At 42.6% G+C, this 18,134-nt stretch carries 12 protein-coding genes; 6 read left to right on the top strand and 6 right to left on the bottom strand.

The features are described 5' to 3' along the window. Positions 1-14: 14 nt before the first annotated feature. Positions 15-1,247 carry a lipoprotein-releasing ABC transporter permease subunit gene (locus BM736_RS04635; protein WP_076409161.1) on the bottom strand — a complete coding sequence of 411 codons (1,233 nt, stop codon included), beginning with the start codon at positions 1,245-1,247 and terminating at the stop codon, positions 15-17. 97 nt (positions 1,248-1,344) lie between these two features. On the opposite strand from BM736_RS04635, the gene BM736_RS04630 reads away from it, so the two are divergent. The 3 genes from BM736_RS04630 (at position 1,345) to BM736_RS04620 (ending at position 6,584) form a co-directional block, all read left to right on the top strand. Beyond that, positions 1,345-1,935: a hypothetical protein gene (locus BM736_RS04630; protein ID WP_076409916.1), complete on the top strand. Its 591-nt coding sequence runs from the start codon at positions 1,345-1,347 to the stop codon at positions 1,933-1,935. Positions 1,936-2,161: 226 nt separating this feature from the next. Then, a complete protein-coding gene (mfd, locus tag BM736_RS04625) occupies positions 2,162-5,635 on the top strand; it encodes a transcription-repair coupling factor (RefSeq protein WP_076409158.1) in 3,474 nt (1,157 codons plus the stop codon). Position 5,636: 1 nt separating this feature from the next. Continuing rightward, the gene (locus BM736_RS04620; RefSeq protein WP_076409155.1) at positions 5,637-6,584 is read left to right on the top strand and encodes a peptidoglycan binding protein CsiV; all 948 of its coding nucleotides are present in this window, start codon (positions 5,637-5,639) and stop codon (positions 6,582-6,584) included. Positions 6,585-6,628: 44 nt separating this feature from the next. Here BM736_RS04620 and BM736_RS04615 read toward each other — a convergent pair whose 3' ends face one another. The 3 genes from BM736_RS04615 to nagZ all read right to left on the bottom strand — a co-directional run bounded on the left by BM736_RS04615 (position 6,629) and on the right by nagZ (position 8,974). Further along, positions 6,629-6,904, bottom strand: coding sequence for an acylphosphatase (locus BM736_RS04615; protein ID WP_076409153.1), 276 nt, complete (start codon positions 6,902-6,904; stop codon positions 6,629-6,631). Positions 6,905-7,322: 418 nt separating this feature from the next. Then, on the bottom strand, positions 7,323-7,874 hold the full coding sequence (gene ycfP / locus BM736_RS04610) for an alpha/beta hydrolase YcfP (RefSeq protein WP_076409150.1): 552 nt from the start codon (positions 7,872-7,874) through the stop codon (positions 7,323-7,325). An 86-nt stretch (positions 7,875-7,960) separates the two neighbouring features. Further along, on the bottom strand, positions 7,961-8,974 hold the full coding sequence (gene nagZ / locus BM736_RS04605) for a beta-N-acetylhexosaminidase (RefSeq protein WP_076409147.1): 1,014 nt from the start codon (positions 8,972-8,974) through the stop codon (positions 7,961-7,963). Positions 8,975-9,610: 636 nt separating this feature from the next. On the opposite strand from nagZ, the gene BM736_RS04595 reads away from it, so the two are divergent. Next, on the top strand, positions 9,611-10,987 hold the full coding sequence (locus BM736_RS04595; protein ID WP_076409144.1) for an L-serine ammonia-lyase: 1,377 nt from the start codon (positions 9,611-9,613) through the stop codon (positions 10,985-10,987). A gap of 95 nt (positions 10,988-11,082) precedes the next feature. Here the strand turns inward: BM736_RS04595 and cysB are convergent, their stop codons facing one another. Further along, a complete protein-coding gene (gene cysB / locus BM736_RS04590; RefSeq protein WP_076409142.1) occupies positions 11,083-12,057 on the bottom strand; it encodes an HTH-type transcriptional regulator CysB in 975 nt (324 codons plus the stop codon). Positions 12,058-12,284: 227 nt separating this feature from the next. Between cysB and BM736_RS04585 the strand changes: the two genes are divergently transcribed. Then, entirely contained in the window at positions 12,285-13,058 is a 774-nt protein-coding gene (locus BM736_RS04585; RefSeq protein ID WP_076409140.1) for a hypothetical protein, read from the top strand. Positions 13,059-13,475: 417 nt separating this feature from the next. Here the strand turns inward: BM736_RS04585 and topA are convergent, their stop codons facing one another. Further along, positions 13,476-16,169 carry a type I DNA topoisomerase gene (gene topA, locus BM736_RS04580; RefSeq protein ID WP_076409914.1) on the bottom strand — a complete coding sequence of 898 codons (2,694 nt, stop codon included), beginning with the start codon at positions 16,167-16,169 and terminating at the stop codon, positions 13,476-13,478. Between the two features lie 526 nt (positions 16,170-16,695). Here topA and astB point away from each other — a divergent pair. Continuing rightward, complete coding sequence (gene astB, locus BM736_RS04575) at positions 16,696-18,033, top strand: N-succinylarginine dihydrolase (RefSeq protein WP_076409138.1); 1,338 nt, start codon at positions 16,696-16,698, stop codon at positions 18,031-18,033. Positions 18,034-18,134 lie beyond the last annotated feature (101 nt).

Here is an 18,134-nt window from a genome sequence, read left to right as displayed (position 1 = left end):
TATTCATGCCGTAATTACTCATGTCTTAGTGCTGTAGCAGGCTGAACATTTGCCGCACGTAGTGCTGGATATACCGTTGCAAGGAAAGTAATAAATAATGTGCCAAATACAATCCAACCTAGTTGCTGAACCTCTAACTGTGCAGGTAACATCTGCCCAGCCCCTAGTACTGAGATACCAAGCAGCGTCAATAGTTCATTGAGATTCAAGGTGAGGGTGACACCAATACCAAGCCCTAAAATTAGGCCAATAACTGCATTGAGTGATCCTTGTATCATAAATATCCCCATCACATCACCAGTCGTTAATCCTTGGGTTTTCAGTACTGCAACATCAGAGGTTTTATCGACCACCATCATGACTAAAGCTGAAACGATATTGAATGCAGCAACCGCAATAATAAGACTCAGCATCAGTGACATCATATTTTTTTCCATCTTTACAGCCCCAAATAGGTGACCATATGATTCACGCCAATCCGTTGTGACCACATCGAGCTGTTGCTGCTTAAATAGGGAAACTATCTCAGGTTGTAACTTTGCCGCATTGAAAGGATCATCAAGATAGAGACGTAGATGTTTAATTTCACCCGGTGTCTGCCTCATTAACCTTTGTGCATCTTCATAATGGACATAAGCAAGGTTAGCATCGACTTGGGAGCCCATCTCAAATATTCCAGCCACCACAAATTTACGCTGACTGGGTACCGGTCCAAGCGGGGAGTAAACAACGCCTTCTCCACTCAATAAACGAACACGCTCACCGACTTCAACATCTAAACGCCTGGCCAGTTGAGCCCCTAAAACCACGCGATACTTACCCGACTCCAGTTGCTTAAAGCTATCATTAAAACTGCGCTGCATCGTCAGTAAAAGCGCTTGATCAAACTGTGGAAATATCCCATAGAGCTGTATAGCACTGATGTTTGAGTGTGATTGAATCATCGCTTGTGTCGATATACTGGGTGTGACGCCCTGAACACCTTTCAGGGTCTTAAGGGTTTTGACCTGGGACTGCCAATCACTAAATGGCGTGTCAGAATGCACTGTTAATTGTGGAATGGCACCGAGTATTCTTTGCTTTAACTGCCCTTCAAGGCCATTCATCACAGAGCTAACAATAATTAACGCCGCAACGCCTAACAAGATCCCTGAAACGGCAAAAAAAGTGATAAAGGAAGCAAATGCATTGGCCTTCCTCGCTCGCCAATATCGAAAGCCTATATGTGAAGATAACGCGAGATTCATAGTGTCCTACAGGCCCATTAAATAATCAGCCTTGCTAAATCATAAAGATGCGCACGATAATAGGGGCATTAGCTATCAAAAAACAAGAGGTAATCCCTTGTTCAAAGACTCTAGTCCCTATTTTAGTGTGCAGCATGGCTTTACAGCCTACCTTTCCCTATGGCCTAAAGCGCATGCGTTACCCACAGAGCAGGAATTACGAGCCATGCTACCGACTGGGTTATTACTGATAAATGAAGTAAAAAGCTTAGAAGCCGACTGTTTGCTGCAGTTACGTCACCTCGATGATGAAGCTAAAAGTGTGGTTGACTTCTTAAAGCTTCAATCTCGAAAAATTGATCTTGTCCTGCAGCACGTCTTAGAGCGTGAACAGCATGAGGGCGAGCATTTTCAAGGCAGGTATTTTGGCGGGAGTGGTTTACGTCTCTTTAATAACCAAACGCTCGACATTGATGACGTGTTTAAAATTACGCTTCATATTAAAGAGGAGTTAGTTGCCCTACTTTGCTTTGCCAAGGTCATTGCTACTGAACCTGCAGATTCAGATAAGGGAGGCGATAGCGGTTTTCTGATCGATTTTGAATTTGTGCAGATATTGGAAACCGATGTAGAGCAGCTGGTTAAAGCCAGTTTAAGTGTGCAACAAAAACAACTAAAACTGCGTAAAGAAGCAAGAGCAAACTCATAAGTTACATCAGGGCCTTGCCCCCTTCTCTCTAAAACCTACTATATAGGGCAACATTTACACCGTTGTCCTGCATAATGACTGTTGAGCAAGCGGGTCAATATCTGGGATGAAAGGTAAACAACTCTTAAGAAAAATAGTCATGGAAAAAGCAACAGCCCCTAGCACTTAGCCCGGTAAGCCTCTACAATATCAGCCATCTTTGACGTTAATTTTCTGCCTAATCTGAATGAAAGCTTTCTCAATCTTAACTCCGCCGACTGTAAAAAGCGCTTCGAAATCACAGACTCTTTATACTTTAGGCGGCGCATCTCAAGCCATTACAATTGCAGGCCTTGTACAAAAGCATGCTGGGATCACATTAGTTGTGACTCACGATACGCCTACTGCACTACTGTTAGAGACAGAGCTGCATTACCTATTAGACGGTAAGCCCTTCCCTGTATGGCTTTTTCCAGATAGAGAAACACTTCCCTATGATAGCTTCTCCCCTCATCAGGATTTAGTATCACAAAGATTAGAGACACTCTCTAGGCTGCCCAATGCAAAGCAAGGCGTAGTCATAGTACCACTGACAACATTAATGGTTCGTCTGCCGCCTAAATCATTTTTAGCAGGCAATGTGTTAATGCTTGAGAAAGGTGATAACTATTGTCTACAAGATATGAAGCAGCAACTCGTCAATACCGGTTACCATCTAGTGGAACAGGTATACGAACATGGAGAGTTTGCAGTCAGAGGCTCAATCATAGATCTGTTTCCTATGGGATCGAATCAACCATTTCGGATTGAACTCTTTGATGATGAAGTTGAGTCCATCCGTCACTTTGATCCAGAAACACAAAGATCAAGCGGCGAAATATCATCGATTAGATTACTCCCAGCAAAAGAGTTTCCTACCGACGATGCAGCCATTGAAGGTTTTAGGCAGAGATACCGCCGTTATTTCGAGGTATTAGTTAAAGAGCCTGAGTCCGTTTATCAAATGGTCACTCGAAAAATCTTCCCTGCAGGTATTGAAAGCTACCTGCCACTATTTTTTGATGAAACTGCCACACTTTTTGACTATCTGCCAGAGAACACCCAATTAGTTAATATTGGCGATCTTGAAGGCGCCTCAAAAGCACACTTAGCCGAGGTAGAGCTCAGATATGAAGATAGGCGCGTGGACCCATTACGCCCATTATTAGCACCCAAAGCGCTTTATTTACTCACTGAGCAACTATTTTCACAATTTAAAACATTTCCAAGAAGTTTTCTCAGACGGGACGGCGATGAAGATTCAGGCCATCACGCCAAACTCGAAAAATTACCTGAACTGACAGCAAACCATAAGCTAAAACAGCCTTTAAGCCTCTTAGAAACCTATGCATCGAGTAAAACAAGCATACTTTTTAGTGCAGAATCCGAAGGCCGTCGTGAAGCATTAATTGAGCTACTTAGCAAAATAAACCTTAAGCCTCAACGTTTCGAATCTATTGATGAATTCATTGACTCTAAATCAAAACTCGGTTTGATTGTGTCGCCCCTCTCTAATGGTTCCATCATTGAAAAACCTCGAGGGAGTAAGTTTAGCTTTATCTGTGAAACCGAGCTTTTTGGTCATCGAATTTCACAAAAGCGTCGCCGAGATAAGCAAAAGCAGATAAGTAGCGATGCATTAGTCAAAAACCTTGCTGAGCTCAAAGTGGGTCAACCTATCGTGCACCTAGACCATGGTGTGGCTAGATATCAGGGTCTTGAAACCTTAGATACCGGTGGACTGATTGCTGAATATCTGAAGTTAGAGTACTCAGGTGGCGATAAGCTTTATGTACCAGTCTCATCACTACACCTGATTAGCCGGTATAGCGTTGGGCCCGATGAAGAGGCTTCTCTTAATAAGCTTGGTAATGAAACTTGGGCAAAAGCCAAGAAGAAAGCGGTAGAAAAGATAAGAGATGTGGCAGCAGAGTTGCTAGATGTGTATGCGCGCCGACAAGCAAGACCTGGTGATGCCTGTAAAGTCGATGAGCAGGAATATGCCCAATTTGCCAATAGCTTCCCCTTTGAAGAAACGGTCGATCAAGAAACCTCGATTAATGCCGTCATGACAGATATGTGTTCACCCATAGCGATGGACAGACTTGTTTGTGGTGACGTTGGCTTCGGTAAAACCGAAGTGGCTATGCGCGCAGCTTTTGTTGCGGTCAACGATGGTAAACAGGTTGCGATTTTAGTGCCGACGACACTCCTTGCCCAGCAGCATTTTGAAAACTTCCAAGACCGCTTTGCAGATTGGCCAGTTAAAATAGAGGTTATCTCTAGATTTAAAACGGCTAAAGAACAAAAGATCGTCATGGATCAACTTAGTGAGGGTAAGGTCGATATCATCATAGGTACCCATAAGTTGCTTGCATCTGATGGTAAATTTGAAAATCTGGGCCTATTAATTATTGACGAAGAACATAGGTTTGGAGTGAGGCAAAAAGAGAAGATCAAAGCGCTTCGCGCAAACGTGGATATCTTAACCTTAACTGCTACGCCGATCCCAAGAACCCTTAATATGGCAATGTCGGGCATGCGCGATCTCTCTATCATTGCCACGCCGCCAGCAAAAAGACTCGCGGTTAAAACCTTTGTTAGAGAGTACGACACGACGACAATTCGTGAAGCACTGCTACGTGAAATTCTTCGTGGTGGCCAAGTTTACTTTCTTCACAACTCTGTAGAAACGATTGAAAAAAGAGCAAATGAGATCAGTGAGCTTCTTCCTGAAGCACGTGTTGTGACTGCTCACGGTCAAATGAGAGAGCGTGAGCTTGAAAAGGTCATGTCAGACTTTTACCATCAAAAGTTCAATGTCCTCGTCTGCACCACCATTATTGAAACGGGTATTGATGTTCCATCGGCAAACACCATAGTCATTGAGAGAGCGGACAACTTTGGTTTAGCTCAGTTACACCAACTTAGAGGTCGTGTTGGACGCTCCCATCATCAGGCTTATGCCTATTTGATGACACCACATCCAAAGCGTATGACATCTGATGCACGTAAGCGTCTTGAAGCGATTGGTGCACTAGAAGATCTTGGTGCAGGCTTTATGCTTGCCACTCAAGACTTAGAGATCCGAGGTGCAGGTGAGCTTTTAGGCGACGAACAATCTGGCCATATCTCAAAGATTGGCTTTACGCTATATATGGAGATGTTAGAGGACGCCGTTAAGTCATTAAAAGAGGGCAAAGAGCCTTCACTCGATCAGATGCTAAGACATCAGTGCGAGATGGATCTTCGCATCCCAGCTCTGCTACCTGATGATTTTGTCAGTGATGTGAACATACGCTTATCACTCTATAAACGTATTGCCAACTGCGATACGGTTAATGCATTAGATGAACTTAAAGTCGAATTAATCGACCGTTTTGGTATGCTCCCCGATGCCACTAAGAACTTAATGGAACTGACGCTTTATAAACATCAAGCAACCGCTTTAGGCATAAAGAAGCTTGAGATGCATGCAAAAGGTGGCAGCCTTGAGTTCAACGATGATCACAGCATAGATCCAGGCTTTATTATCGGTTTACTTCAAAGTCAGCCACAAAACTATCGAATGGATGGCCCGAGTAAGTTAAAATTCCTGATCCCAGCAGAGTCACATTCAGATAGACTGGCACTGGTTAAGTTGCTCTTAGGGCAACTTTCACAACATCGTCTTGGAGAATAATGTGTTAAGACAACCCCTTTTTATTATTGCCCTTCTCTTTAGTTCAAACTCAGCCTTTGCCCAAGAGGAACGCTGGTTTGAAGTTGAAGTGTATCTTTTTGAGCGAAACAATAGTCTGTCTCAAGAGCAAGCTCCAAAATATGTTCCTGCACAAAGCAGAAAGAAAGCAGTTGATCTCATCACTCCCATTTTTAGTACTAGCATTACAGGCTCTAGCCTTGATCCACAAGGGTGCAGCTCACATGATTGGGCTACAAATGCCGACACCTGTAATCAAGAGTTCACCTCTTCACAAGTGAATCACTTAGCCAATATCCCATGGAGCATTGCGGCGCCAACAGAGCAATATGGTCAGCCTGGTGGACCTGCAGTCCTTCTTTCTAATGAACAAAATCAATTTGCAGATATCATCAGTAAATTATCGCGAGAAAAAGGCAATAAAAGCCTACTTCATATGACGTGGCAGCAATCAATGTTACCTAGACACCGAGCCATGCCAGTAAAACTCTTCTCAGGTCAAGATTACTCCGACCGCTTTGAGTTAAATGGTCAGTCAGTAACGCCTCAAGAAACAAGTTCTGACATTCCTCAATTTGACTTTTTAGGCAGTAGTTTTTCACTTAATGACGATAAACCTGTCTGGGAACTTGATGGCACGCTAAACATCTACCTCGATCACTACCTCTATGTAGAAACAGCATTGAATCTGAGAGAGGAAGGAACGAAGGTTCTCGAAGTCATGAGCAGAGATGCTGACAGTGATGAAGGTTCTCGATTAACCACACCTTTTTTATATGCTCACCTTATGAAACAAAACAGGCGACTTCGTAGTGATCAGATCCATTATTTTGATCACCCTAGAATGGGAATGATACTGCAAATACGAAAAATGCAGCAGCCTTTAGACAGGATTGAAGAAGAGAGCACTCAACTTATCACTGAGCAATAAGTTAAGCTGCAGTGACCCAAGTTATTAACTTGCTTGGGTCATTTTTAGGACTGCACAATAGAGAAATCTAGATAGATCTCATCAGCATCATCCTCTTCTACCAAAACGGCAGAAACATCTGCATGGGGCGGCCCTTGGTGACACCAGTCAATTAATGAGTCGACAGCAGGATAAGCACCTTGTACTAACACAGTGACAGTTCCATCATCGCAATTGGAAACATAACCCGTTAAGGCTAACTCTTTAGCTTTAGATAAGGTAAAACGCCTGAAACAGACCCCTTGTACCTTTCCTTGCACATTAATCTTCACTCTCTTCATCTTGCACTCCAATCAGCTCTTTTGAAGATAACGCATACTGCTAGACTAGGCAAAAATTAGGCAAAAAAAACAGCTAACTAAAAGTGGCTAGCTGCATCGGGCGACATACGCAAAGTGGTAGGCTATTTTCAATCAGCCCATATGTATCAAGTTGTAACAGGTGTTACATAAGCCGCTACTCTACACTGGCAAGCACAAGAGTCAAACCCAAAAACAGTTTTATCCTCTAACTTTTACGCTCAGCGTGATCGAGATCACTTAGTGAGAGCCATTAATCAGCAGGTTTGTCTGCGTTAGTTACTCAATAGTAAAGGGAAATTTTTAAGCGCTATGACTGACGGGAAGGGAAATAGAGTTCAAGAAGTAAACTCGAGGTATTGCGGCAGAGCTGCTGCAATACCTATCAAACTTAATACGATTAACCTTGGGATAGGTTTTGCTTAAATGATGCGATTCTAGGTAGGTGACTCGCTAAAACAGGAAACTTATGAGGTTGCTCTTCATCCCAAATAACTTGGTAATAATCACTTAAAGCATCGCTAACCTCTTGATTATTATTAACACCATCTTCTCGAGAGAGAATGACCATAGCTTTACCGCTATTTTTTTCCCTAAATTGACTTACACATTTATTAGCGATATCGCCGTATTCTTCAGGTCTATCTACTTTCCCTATCATATTTTGTTGAGGGGTGATGTTAGGATTAATAAGTACCGACTTCAACCCGTTCAAAAAACCTATCCTCTCAGCCCAAAAAGCGCCTAAGCCGACACCTAAAATCAATGGCTCGGCATCATCAGACTGCTGTAGTTGACGGCTTACTTCATTGAGCAGATGTTGCATATCATGCTTTGGATGCAAAGTACTATAACTGACAAGACGTACGTCTTTATCAATAAATTGTAATTGACGCATCTTTTCATGATTGCCTGGGCTAGTTGCATCAAAACCATGTAAATAAAGAATCATTATGCTACCCGTATAGTTATAGAATATTTACCTTAGCCAACTTACATGAGGAGTAAGTTGAGCTGAATCAAACTTACAAATAATAATTATTCGCTGGTGAAAGATTCCGCTAATTCCTTAGCTTTCTGCCACCTCTCCTCCTGCTGGAGAGCGAAAACCACCTGACCTGCATTAGGTTTTAGCAAGGTTGCAGCCCTATCAGGCGCCTCACTAGGCCAATTGACTTCATTAAGCACCTCTGTCGCACCTGCTGCGTCATTACAAACTAATATCATATTGCAACCTGCATCTAATGCCGCCTGAGCACGCTGTTTATAGCCTCCCACCACTCCGGCACCTTTCATACCCAAGTCGTCGGAAAAAATAACACCATTGAAATTAAGCTCAGTTCTCAATATCTGTTTTAACCAGAAGGGTGAAAAGCCAGCTGGGTTCGGATCTACTTTTGGGTAGATAACATGGGCAGGCATTACGCCTTGCAGTTTATCCTGACCAATTAGCGTTCTGAATGGCACCATATCCAGCATTCTTATCTGCTCTTCACTGCGCTCATCGATTGCTTGAGCAAGATGAGAGTCAGTTTCAACACTGCCGTGACCAGGGAAGTGTTTGCCTACTGCTGACATGCCAGCTTGGTTCATTCCGCTAATGAAACACTCAGCTAAGGCGATAACTTCATCAGGTTTTGCGCTAAATGCTCTCTTTCCAATCACCTTACTCACTCTATTTAGATCTAACACAGGTGCAAAGCTTAAATCGATATCACAAGCAAGCAGTTCAACAGCCATCAAAAAACCAAGCTCTACACACCAAGATTGTGCAAGCTTTATATCCCCCTTAGCATGAACAAGAATATCCCCCATAGCAGGAATTTTGGTAAAACCCTCAATAAAGCGCTGAACCCGTCCACCTTCTTGATCCACAGCAATGATAATGTCTGGCCTGGCTTCTCTAATAGATTCAACTAAGTGGATCAGCTGCGCTTTATCAGTAAAGTTTCTAGCAAAGAGAATCAAACCTCCAATCATAGGGTGTTTCAATTGCTCCAATTCAGCTTGACTCGCTTTGGTAGATAACAGGTCTAACATTAAATAGCTCACACTTGCTCCTCTATGTCTCTAAATAGCTTATTATCGACTTTACAGCTTCGACATCATCATTATACCAATCAGTATAAGAAAGTGATCTACTCAGAGTGCTTTTTGACAACTAATTCAAGGCGAATAGCTGATGGAATGGTTATTCCCTTGTGAGGCTATCCAACGAAGAAGTAGGCTGTCAAAAACACTCCTTAAAGGCGAGTTTTAGCACTTCATATGCTGTGTTAACGAGCTAGAACGTAGAATAACTATGTGCTTCACTCATTGCAAAGAACATGGATGTTCTGAATGTCGTTAAAGCAGGAGCAATTAATGACCTTGCCTCTGAAGCGCTAAACTCTCGCTGAGCGATCACATCTTTCTACTGTTTGGTATTAAACAGTCCTGAATGGACATAACATTTGTACTAAGCTAAAAACATGCCTTAGCTTAGCTAATCTGAAATCTCTTATTAAAAAAACTCATGATAAAGCCACAGAAAAATATGGGATACTTTCAGATCATAGTTCTACTCGCATAAAGCAGAATAACATATCAGTACATTAAACTTTTAATATTTAGTGTTTTCACATGTATGAATATGATATTCAAGATAAAAAGCTTAATAAAACAACAAAAACAAACAAGGTTTAAAGCATGATAAGTGTATTTGACATGTTCAAGATTGGCATAGGCCCATCTAGCTCACACACCGTTGGCCCAATGAAAGCAGGTAATATCTTTATCAATGACCTAGATAAAGAGGGGCTGCTGGAACGCACAGATGAGCTTAGATCTGAACTTTTTGGCTCCCTAGGCCAAACAGGAAAAGGACATGGTACAGGTAAAGCTGTGATATTAGGCCTTATGGGTGAAGCACCTGATACGGTGAATACTGATACGATTGATGCTGTACTCGATGAAGTGAAACAGAGTCAACTACTGAGCATGCCAAACGGTAAAACCGTTATTTTTAGCCGAGAATCAGGCATTATTTACCACAGACGTAAAAGTTTACCGGCTCATGCTAACGCGATGACGTTATACGCTCTTTCAAAAGGAGAGTGTATTTACCAAAGAACCTACTACTCAGTTGGCGGAGGCTTTATCTTAGATGAAGATGAGATAACAGCCCAAGATGCATCCCCTGCAGCCCCTATAAAATCAGCCCCTTACGATTTCGATAGCGCTGCTCAACTACTTGAATTATGTAATATTCACGGATTTAGCATCTCAGCGCTAATGATGGAGAATGAGCTGAGCATAGAATCAAGAGAACAGGTTCAAGATAAGCTCTGGCATATCTGGCAAACCATGAAAACTTGTGTAGAGCGTGGCTACCAAAAAGAGGGAATTTTACCTGGCGGACTTAAACTACGTCGCCGTGCTCCTGCTATGTACCGCAGGTTAAAAGCTGAAGGTAAAAATAGTATTGACCCACTTACTGCACTTGATTGGGTTGATCTTTTTGCATTATCGGTAAATGAGCAAAATGCAGCAGGAGACCGAGTTGTCACAGCACCGACAAATGGCGCAGCTGGTATCATCCCTGCGGTACTTTGTTACTACGACACTTTTGTACAAGAGGTCGATATCGATATCTGCTGCCGATATCTTCTGACTGCAGCGGCCATAGGTATTCTTTATAAGAAGAATGCCTCAATCTCAGGTGCTGAAGTCGGGTGCCAAGGGGAAGTGGGTGTGGCATGTTCTATGGCAGCTGCAGCCCTTACCGAGATTATGGGTGGCACAGTTGAGCATGTTGAGAATGCAGCAGAGATAGGCATGGAACATAACTTAGGATTGACCTGCGATCCTGTAGGTGGATTAGTACAAGTTCCCTGCATTGAACGTAACGCTATGGGAGCCGTTAAAGCGATTAACGCCTCAAGAATGGCCCTAAGAGGCGATGGTAACCACAAGGTTTCACTTGATAAAGTGATTAAAACCATGATGGATACAGGTAAAGATATGCGTAGTAAATACAAGGAAACGGCCAAAGGTGGTTTAGCGGTTAACATTGTAGAGTGTTAAAAACCCAATCCTAGACTGCCTTATATATCAGCAAGCATAAAAAAACTCGCCATGGCGAGTTTTTTTATTTCAAACAGAAAGACTCTCTAAAAAAGCTACCGAACAGGCAATTCAATGTCGGCAAACATATTCTCAATTAACTGAGGATCCCTGAGGGCAACTGCTTTCTCGACAACTTCCTTCGTTAAATGCGGAGCGAAATGCTCAATAAATTCATACATATACGTACGTAAAAAGTTCCCTTTTCTGAAACCAATTTTTGTTGTGCTGTGACCAAACAGATGGCTGGCATCAATAGCAACCAAATCTCTATCCATATTGGGGTCAATAGCCATAGAGGCTATCACACCAACACCTAAACCAAGTCTGACATAAGTTTTCAGTACATCGGCGCTAGTCGCACTAAATACAACTCTAGGCTCAAGCCCAGCTTTATTGAATGACTTCTCGATTTCAGACTCTCTATCGAAGCCAAACACATAAGTAACCAGTGGGAAACGGCCCAGATCTTCTATAGTGATGTTGCTTCGGTTAGCTAGAGGGTGATCTCGATTAACAACAATAGATCGGTTCCAATGGTAACAAGGTAGCATAATCAAGTCTGAGTAAAGGTGCATTCCCTCTGTAGCAATAGCAAAATCTGCATCACCTCTAGCTGCAAGCTCGCTAATTTGAGATGGAGTACCTTGATGCATATGCAGGTTTACTTTTGGGTAGCGCTCGATAAATCCACGAATGATGTTAGGCAGAGCATAACGCGCTTGCGTATCAGTCGTCGCAATATTTAGCTCTCCTTGATCAGGCTTAGTGTATTCTTCAGCAACTTTCTTAATGCTCTCAACTTTACCTAAAATATTATTTGCTATACTTATTACCTGCTCACCAGCAGGCGTCACGTGGGTTAAGTGCTTACCACTTCGGCCAAAAATTTGAATACCAAGTTCATCTTCAAGCATACGGACCTGTTTACTGATCCCTGGCTGAGAGGTGTAGAGGTTTTCAGCGGTTGCCGAAACGTTGAGGTTATGATTGACCACCTCTGCAATGTATCTAAGTTGCTGCAGCTTCATCTTTTATCCTTCGATTCGACCCATTTTTAATACTGATTAGTAGGCCTAGAATGGGAGATTAAGTATAAGAATTAGTTATAGTACAACGTGAAAATTAAATCAATCTGGAATATACCATATAGTTAACACTATTCACACGACATAAGTAAAAACCTCAACTAAGATAACTATGCTAGAGTGTTGATTTATAGTAGCATTAATAGAATTGCAAAATTAACGGTAGACCTATGATATTTACTTTGGTTCTGATCAGTATCGGTGCACTCTTATTACTCGTCATCGGAATTAATGTCATCCAGCAACAAAAAGAGCGTGCTGAGGCAGAACGAAGAACAGAGCTTGCTAGACAAAGAGCGATTATTGATGAAACCGAAGAGGTCCTATCTCATACAGGGATGTTCCCCTGCTCTTCTCAAATTATCATCGTACTTTATAAACGAGTAGAGGATGCGTTAGGGACTGCTGTAACACATGCGGCAGGACAAGCGGCGGATTACCAAAGAAGACAAGGTGATATCAACGCGCAAGTTCAAACTTTAATGGCAGCTCCGAAGCAAGCACCATCAATCGAAAGCTTTCGTTTGCCCGACAATGATAAGCAGATACTCACGCTTGTCCAGGTGCTTAAAAAGCTAAAAGCAATATTACGTGCCGAACATAATAAGGGCAAAGTTGAGCCAGCAATCTTTTCTGAAGAGGAAGGTCGCATTGACAGCTTACAGCTAAGGATCAATGTTGATTCTATGTTGTCTCGAGCACGAGCCGCATGCTTTATGAAGCAATACGGCTCATCTAAGCAGATGGTCACTAAAGCCCTCTCAACCCTGCATGCTATCAAAGCCCAGACACCTAATGATCCCTTCATCGCTAAAAAGGTTGATGAAGCCAAGGCGATGCTCGATGAGATTAGTGGCGCCCAGAAACTATCTTCTCCTGTAGTAAAAGAAGAGAAAGAGGAAGAGGATATCGATGTCCTGTTCCAGCCAAAGAAGAAGTGGTAATAATCGCTAATTAGTATCTAGCTAGAAAAACTGCTTAAGCTGAGCCCTTGCATAGTATGCCGGGGCTTTTTATTAGCTTAGACATAGTCATGAGCAATTTCACAGGTCAATAGCAAAGCCTGCTTCCCTCTAGAGAGAGTTCTGAAACAATAATCTCTCGCGTCTCGCAAATAGAATCACTCAAACTTCAGATATAACCTAGGTTATTAGCCATCCATGGTACACCTACATAAATGTTCCAGACATAACGTAGGTTTTTTTAACCATCCATGGTAAACCTACATAAATGTTCCAGACATAACGTAGGTTTTTTTAACCATCCATGGTAAACCTACATAAATGTTCCAGACATAAAAAAGCCCCGAATTAACGAGGCTTATTTGCACTAGAAGCAAACTATTGATAAATCACTATTAGTTACTCTTTAGTCTTTGCAGCAGCTTTTGGTTTAGCTTTGGGCTTAGCTTTTGCTTTTGGTTTGGCCTTTTTCTTAGCCTCAGTAACCCACTTACCATCGATGAACTTTGAGGTCCATCCTGTCGCCTTGCCGTCGAAATCAGTGGCTACATACTGCTCTTTAGTCTTACGGCTAAAACGCACAGATGCTTTATTGCCATCATCATCTTCAACAGGCGCATCCGCAAGGTAAGCGTATTTAGGCCATAGTAACTCACGATATTTAACTAACTCCTCCACTAATGGTGCACGTGTTTCACGTGACTTAGGGAAGGTGCTTGCCGCCATAAAGATACCAGCAGCGCCATCTCTGAGCACAAAATAACCGTCTGACTTGGTGCATTTAAGCTCAGGAAGGTGAATTGGATCTTCTTTTGGAGGTGCAGCTTCACCGCTTTTAAGCAGTTTGCGTGTATTTTTACACTCGCTGTTAGTACAACCAAAGTATTTACCGAAACGACCGTTTTTAAGCTCCATGTCATTGCTACAGCGATCACACTCGATAATAGGCCCTTCATAGCCTTTTATCTTAAATTGACCGAGCTCAACTTCATGACCACCACATATAGGGTTATTACCGCACACATGTAGCTTACGGGCTTCATCAATAAGATAACTGTCCATTGCAGTACCACACACACCACAACGGTGCTTGGCTCTTAACGCATCAGTCTCAGCATCTTCACTGTTCTCACTAACGGCTTCTTCACCTGGAGTCAGATTCATGGTGGTTTTGCAGCGTTCTTTTGGTGGCAAGGCATAACCTGAACAACCTAAGAAAACGCCCGTAGTACCTGTACGGATCCCCATTGGGCGATCACAAGTTGGACACTTAATATTGTCAGTCAGCACCATCTCGTTAGGACGCATGCCTCCCTCTTCTGGAGGAAGATCTGCTTGATCTAACTGTTTAGTCAGGTCTTTGTAGAAGCCATCAAGTACTTTCTTCCACTCTAACTCGCCTTGAGCAACATCATCGAGGGTCTGCTCCATGCTGGCGGTAAAGTCGTAGCTCATTAACTCTTTAAAGCTACCAACAAGACTTTCGCTGACAATCTCACCCATCTTTTCAGCATAGAAACGACGGTTTTCAACTCGTACGTAACCACGATCTTGAATCGTTGAGATAATTGTCGCATAGGTAGACGGGCGACCGATACCACGCTTCTCAAGCTCCTTAACTAGTGACGCTTCACTGTACCTTGCTGGAGGCTTAGTAAAGTGCTGTTTAGGATCGAGAGCATTAAGGCTTAATGAATCACCCTGATCAACATGAGGTAATGTACTATCTTCCTCATTTTTCTTCTTAATGGCCGTTTGCACGCGAGTCCAACCATCAAATCTAAGCGTGCGACCCGTCGCTTTTAACTCATATTCACCCGCTTGTACTGTTAAGCGTGTTGCATCATATTTAGCAGGTGTCATCTGACAGGAAACGAATTGACGCCAAATCAGCTCATATAAACGCTGTGCATCCCGCTCCATATCTTTCATTGAAGCTGCTTGCACTTTAACATCTGATGGACGAATAGCTTCGTGAGCCTCTTGAGCCCCCTCTTTGCTGCCATAGCGAATCGGCGCATCAGGTAGGTATTTATCACCAAACTCTTTACCTATCATATCTCGTACATTATCGAGCGCTTCTTGGCTTAAGTTGGTTGAATCCGTACGCATATAGGTGATGTGGCCCGCTTCATACAGACGCTGCGCCATCATCATGGTCTTTTTAACACCAAAACCTAAACGAGTACTCGCCGCTTGCTGAAGCGTAGAGGTAATATAAGGTGCTGAAGGCTTACTCTGAGTCGCTCTATCATCCCGCGCAGCGACCACATAGCTAGACTGAGATAACGCGCTGACCGCAGCCTCTGCTTGAGATTCATTAACAGGGTTAAATGCCTTACCTTGGAACTTAACCACCTGCATCTTCAATGCATCATTGGTTAAGGTAGACAAATCAGCATGGATATCCCAAAACTCTTCAGGAACAAATGCCTTAATTTCGCCTTCTTTCTCCACGACTAAGCGGGTAGCAACCGATTGCACACGACCAGCTGACAAACCTCGAGCCACTTTTTTCCATAACAATGGCGATACCATAAAGCCAACAACACGATCGAGAAAACGTCGTGCCTGTTGGGCATTAACCATATTAGTATCTAAGTGTGCAGGCTTACTGAATGCATCTTGAATAGCGGTTTTAGTGATCTCATTGAACACGACACGCTGATAGCGTGATTCATCTCCGCCAATAATCTCCTGTAGGTGCCATGCAATGGCCTCACCCTCTCTATCCAAATCGGTTGCGAGAAAGATATGGTCAGCATTTTCAGCGAGTGCTTTTAACTCATTGACCACTTTCTCTTTACCTGGTAGTACCTGATATTTGGCTTTCCAGCCTTTTTCTGGGTCCACACCCATTCGAGCAACAAGCGCTTGTTTGGCTTTTTTGCTCTTATATTTTGCTTTCTCTTCGGGATCCATCTTCCTGACTTCAGCTGGCGTTTTCGTTGCCACCTTAGCGTCAGGGCTCGATGATGTTGGCAGGTCACGTACATGACCTACACTCGATTTAACAATGTAATCTTTGCCGAGATATTTATTAATAGTCTTGGCTTTGGCCGGTGATTCGACAATAACTAGCGATTTACCCATAGAATGATCTGCGCCAAAAAGTCTCAAAATGCTGTAAATTGGCTCCATATATAGAGGGTTGTCTCGATACTTTCAAGCAAATCCCTCTTTTATTTATGTTATGAGCCACTTTTTAACCATTTTTGAACTATTTCTAAAAAAGTGAGAAAAAAATAAATGCTTAATTAAAAACTAATATTCCATTATTAGTCATCTAGCAAGGAATTAATGTGCATTTCGATGCAAAAATCACAAACTTAGCCATTTTTACCTAACTTGTTAACCTTCAAGCCTTGAGTATACTGAGCACAATTTAAGCCTTTACACACATTGTGTTCGTATTTCAAACACGCCCTACGAACAAGCTTAAATTGAACTGATTTAGCACAATAACAAATACAGATAAGCTTATTTAAGGCTAAGCTGGAATTTAAATATCCAGTTTAACTTTAGTGTATAAAAAGCATCTGGCAATAGCCGCCTATGCAGTTTATTCAGTAAAAGCTATTAATAATAAAAGGTATCGCTAGCCTGATAAGGAAAACTAATGAAGCATTTTGAAGCAAATTTCGACGGTTTAGTAGGCCCAACTCATAATTACGCCGGCCTATCTTTTGGTAATGTGGCTTCTCTGAGCAATGCTGCAGCCGTTTCCAATCCTAAGGCGGCCGCTAAACAGGGACTCAAAAAAGCGAAGGCACTGGCAGATATGGGAATGGTGCAAGGTATGCTTGCCCCTCAAGAGCGCCCAGACCTTCATACACTGCGAAGAATTGGTTTTACAGGTTCTGACTCCGAAGTCTTAAACAAAGCAGCCAAACAAGCTCCTGCTTTGTTACGTGCCTGCTGCAGCGCATCAAGTATGTGGACTGCTAATGCGGCAACAGTATCGCCAAGTGCAGATACAAGTGATGGTAAGTTACATTTTACACCTGCAAACCTTGTCGATAAGTTGCACCGCAGTATAGAGCCTGTGACTACAGGTAATATTCTCGCTGCGACTTTCAATAATGATAAACACTTCAGCCATCATCAACATCTACCTGAGCACGCAAGCTTTGGTGATGAAGGGGCTGCCAACCATACCCGACTTTGCAGCGACTATGGTAAAAACGGTGTCGAATTATTTGTCTATGGCCAAGAAGCCACCAATCCATCGGCACCCAAGCCTAAGAATTTTCCAGCAAGACAGACATTAGAAGCATCCCAAGCCATTGCACGCTTGCATCAACTAACTGATGACAACAGTGTTTACATCTCTCAAAATCCAGATGTCATTGACCAGGGTGTCTTCCATAATGATGTGATTGCCGTTGGTAACCAAAACGTGCTCTTTTATCATGAGCAAGCCTTTCTTGATACTCAAAATAAGTTGAATGAAATTAAGCAGAAATTTGGCGATAGTGAGCTGCACTTCATCGAAGTGCCCACCTCAAAAGTGGCTATTCAGGATGCAGTGAAGAGTTACCTATTTAATACCCAGATTATTACCTTACCTTCTGGTGAGATGGCCATTATCGCGCCGACAAACTGTCAGGAAAATGATGCGGTTCACGCCTATCTAAATGAAGTCGTTACTTTAGGTTCCCCAATCAAGCAAGTGCACTATTTTGATGTAAAGCAGAGCATGCAAAATGGTGGAGGGCCTGCGTGTTTGCGACTACGTGTCGCCATGAATGACACTGAGCTTGCCGCAGTAAACCAGCATACCTTAATGAACGACACCTTATTTAGTAACCTCAATAACTGGGTCGATAAGCACTACAGAGACCGTTTAAGTGTTGATGACTTAGCTGACCCTCAAGTACTTATAGAGTCACGCACCGCATTGGATGAGCTGACCCAGTTAATGAACCTTGGCAGTGTTTATCAGTTTCAAAGGTAAATAACTCACTTTAAGTGATATTTTTTAAGTCCAACATATCCAAATCACTCGTTAACAGTCATAAAAAAACCAAGATTTCCATCTTGGTTTTTTATGGCTCA

The sequence above is a fragment of the Shewanella sp. UCD-KL12 genome (assembly GCF_001957125.1).
Classification (GTDB): domain Bacteria; phylum Pseudomonadota; class Gammaproteobacteria; order Enterobacterales; family Shewanellaceae; genus Shewanella.
Note: the sequence above shows the minus strand (reverse complement) of the source record. Positions and strands in the feature narration are given on the sequence as shown.

Coding starts and splice junctions, on each gene's coding strand:
- topA (WP_076409914.1), bottom strand. CDS start 16,169: ATGGGTAAATCGCTAGTTATTGTCGAATCACCGGCCAAAGCCAAGACT.
- BM736_RS04595 (WP_076409144.1), top strand. CDS start 9,611: ATGATAAGTGTATTTGACATGTTCAAGATTGGCATAGGCCCATCTAGC.
- astB (WP_076409138.1), top strand. CDS start 16,696: ATGAAGCATTTTGAAGCAAATTTCGACGGTTTAGTAGGCCCAACTCAT.
- mfd (WP_076409158.1), top strand. CDS start 2,162: ATGAAAGCTTTCTCAATCTTAACTCCGCCGACTGTAAAAAGCGCTTCG.
- BM736_RS04585 (WP_076409140.1), top strand. CDS start 12,285: ATGATATTTACTTTGGTTCTGATCAGTATCGGTGCACTCTTATTACTC.
- ycfP (WP_076409150.1), bottom strand. CDS start 7,874: ATGATTCTTTATTTACATGGTTTTGATGCAACTAGCCCAGGCAATCAT.
- cysB (WP_076409142.1), bottom strand. CDS start 12,057: ATGAAGCTGCAGCAACTTAGATACATTGCAGAGGTGGTCAATCATAAC.
- BM736_RS04635 (WP_076409161.1), bottom strand. CDS start 1,247: ATGAATCTCGCGTTATCTTCACATATAGGCTTTCGATATTGGCGAGCG.
- BM736_RS04615 (WP_076409153.1), bottom strand. CDS start 6,904: ATGAAGAGAGTGAAGATTAATGTGCAAGGAAAGGTACAAGGGGTCTGT.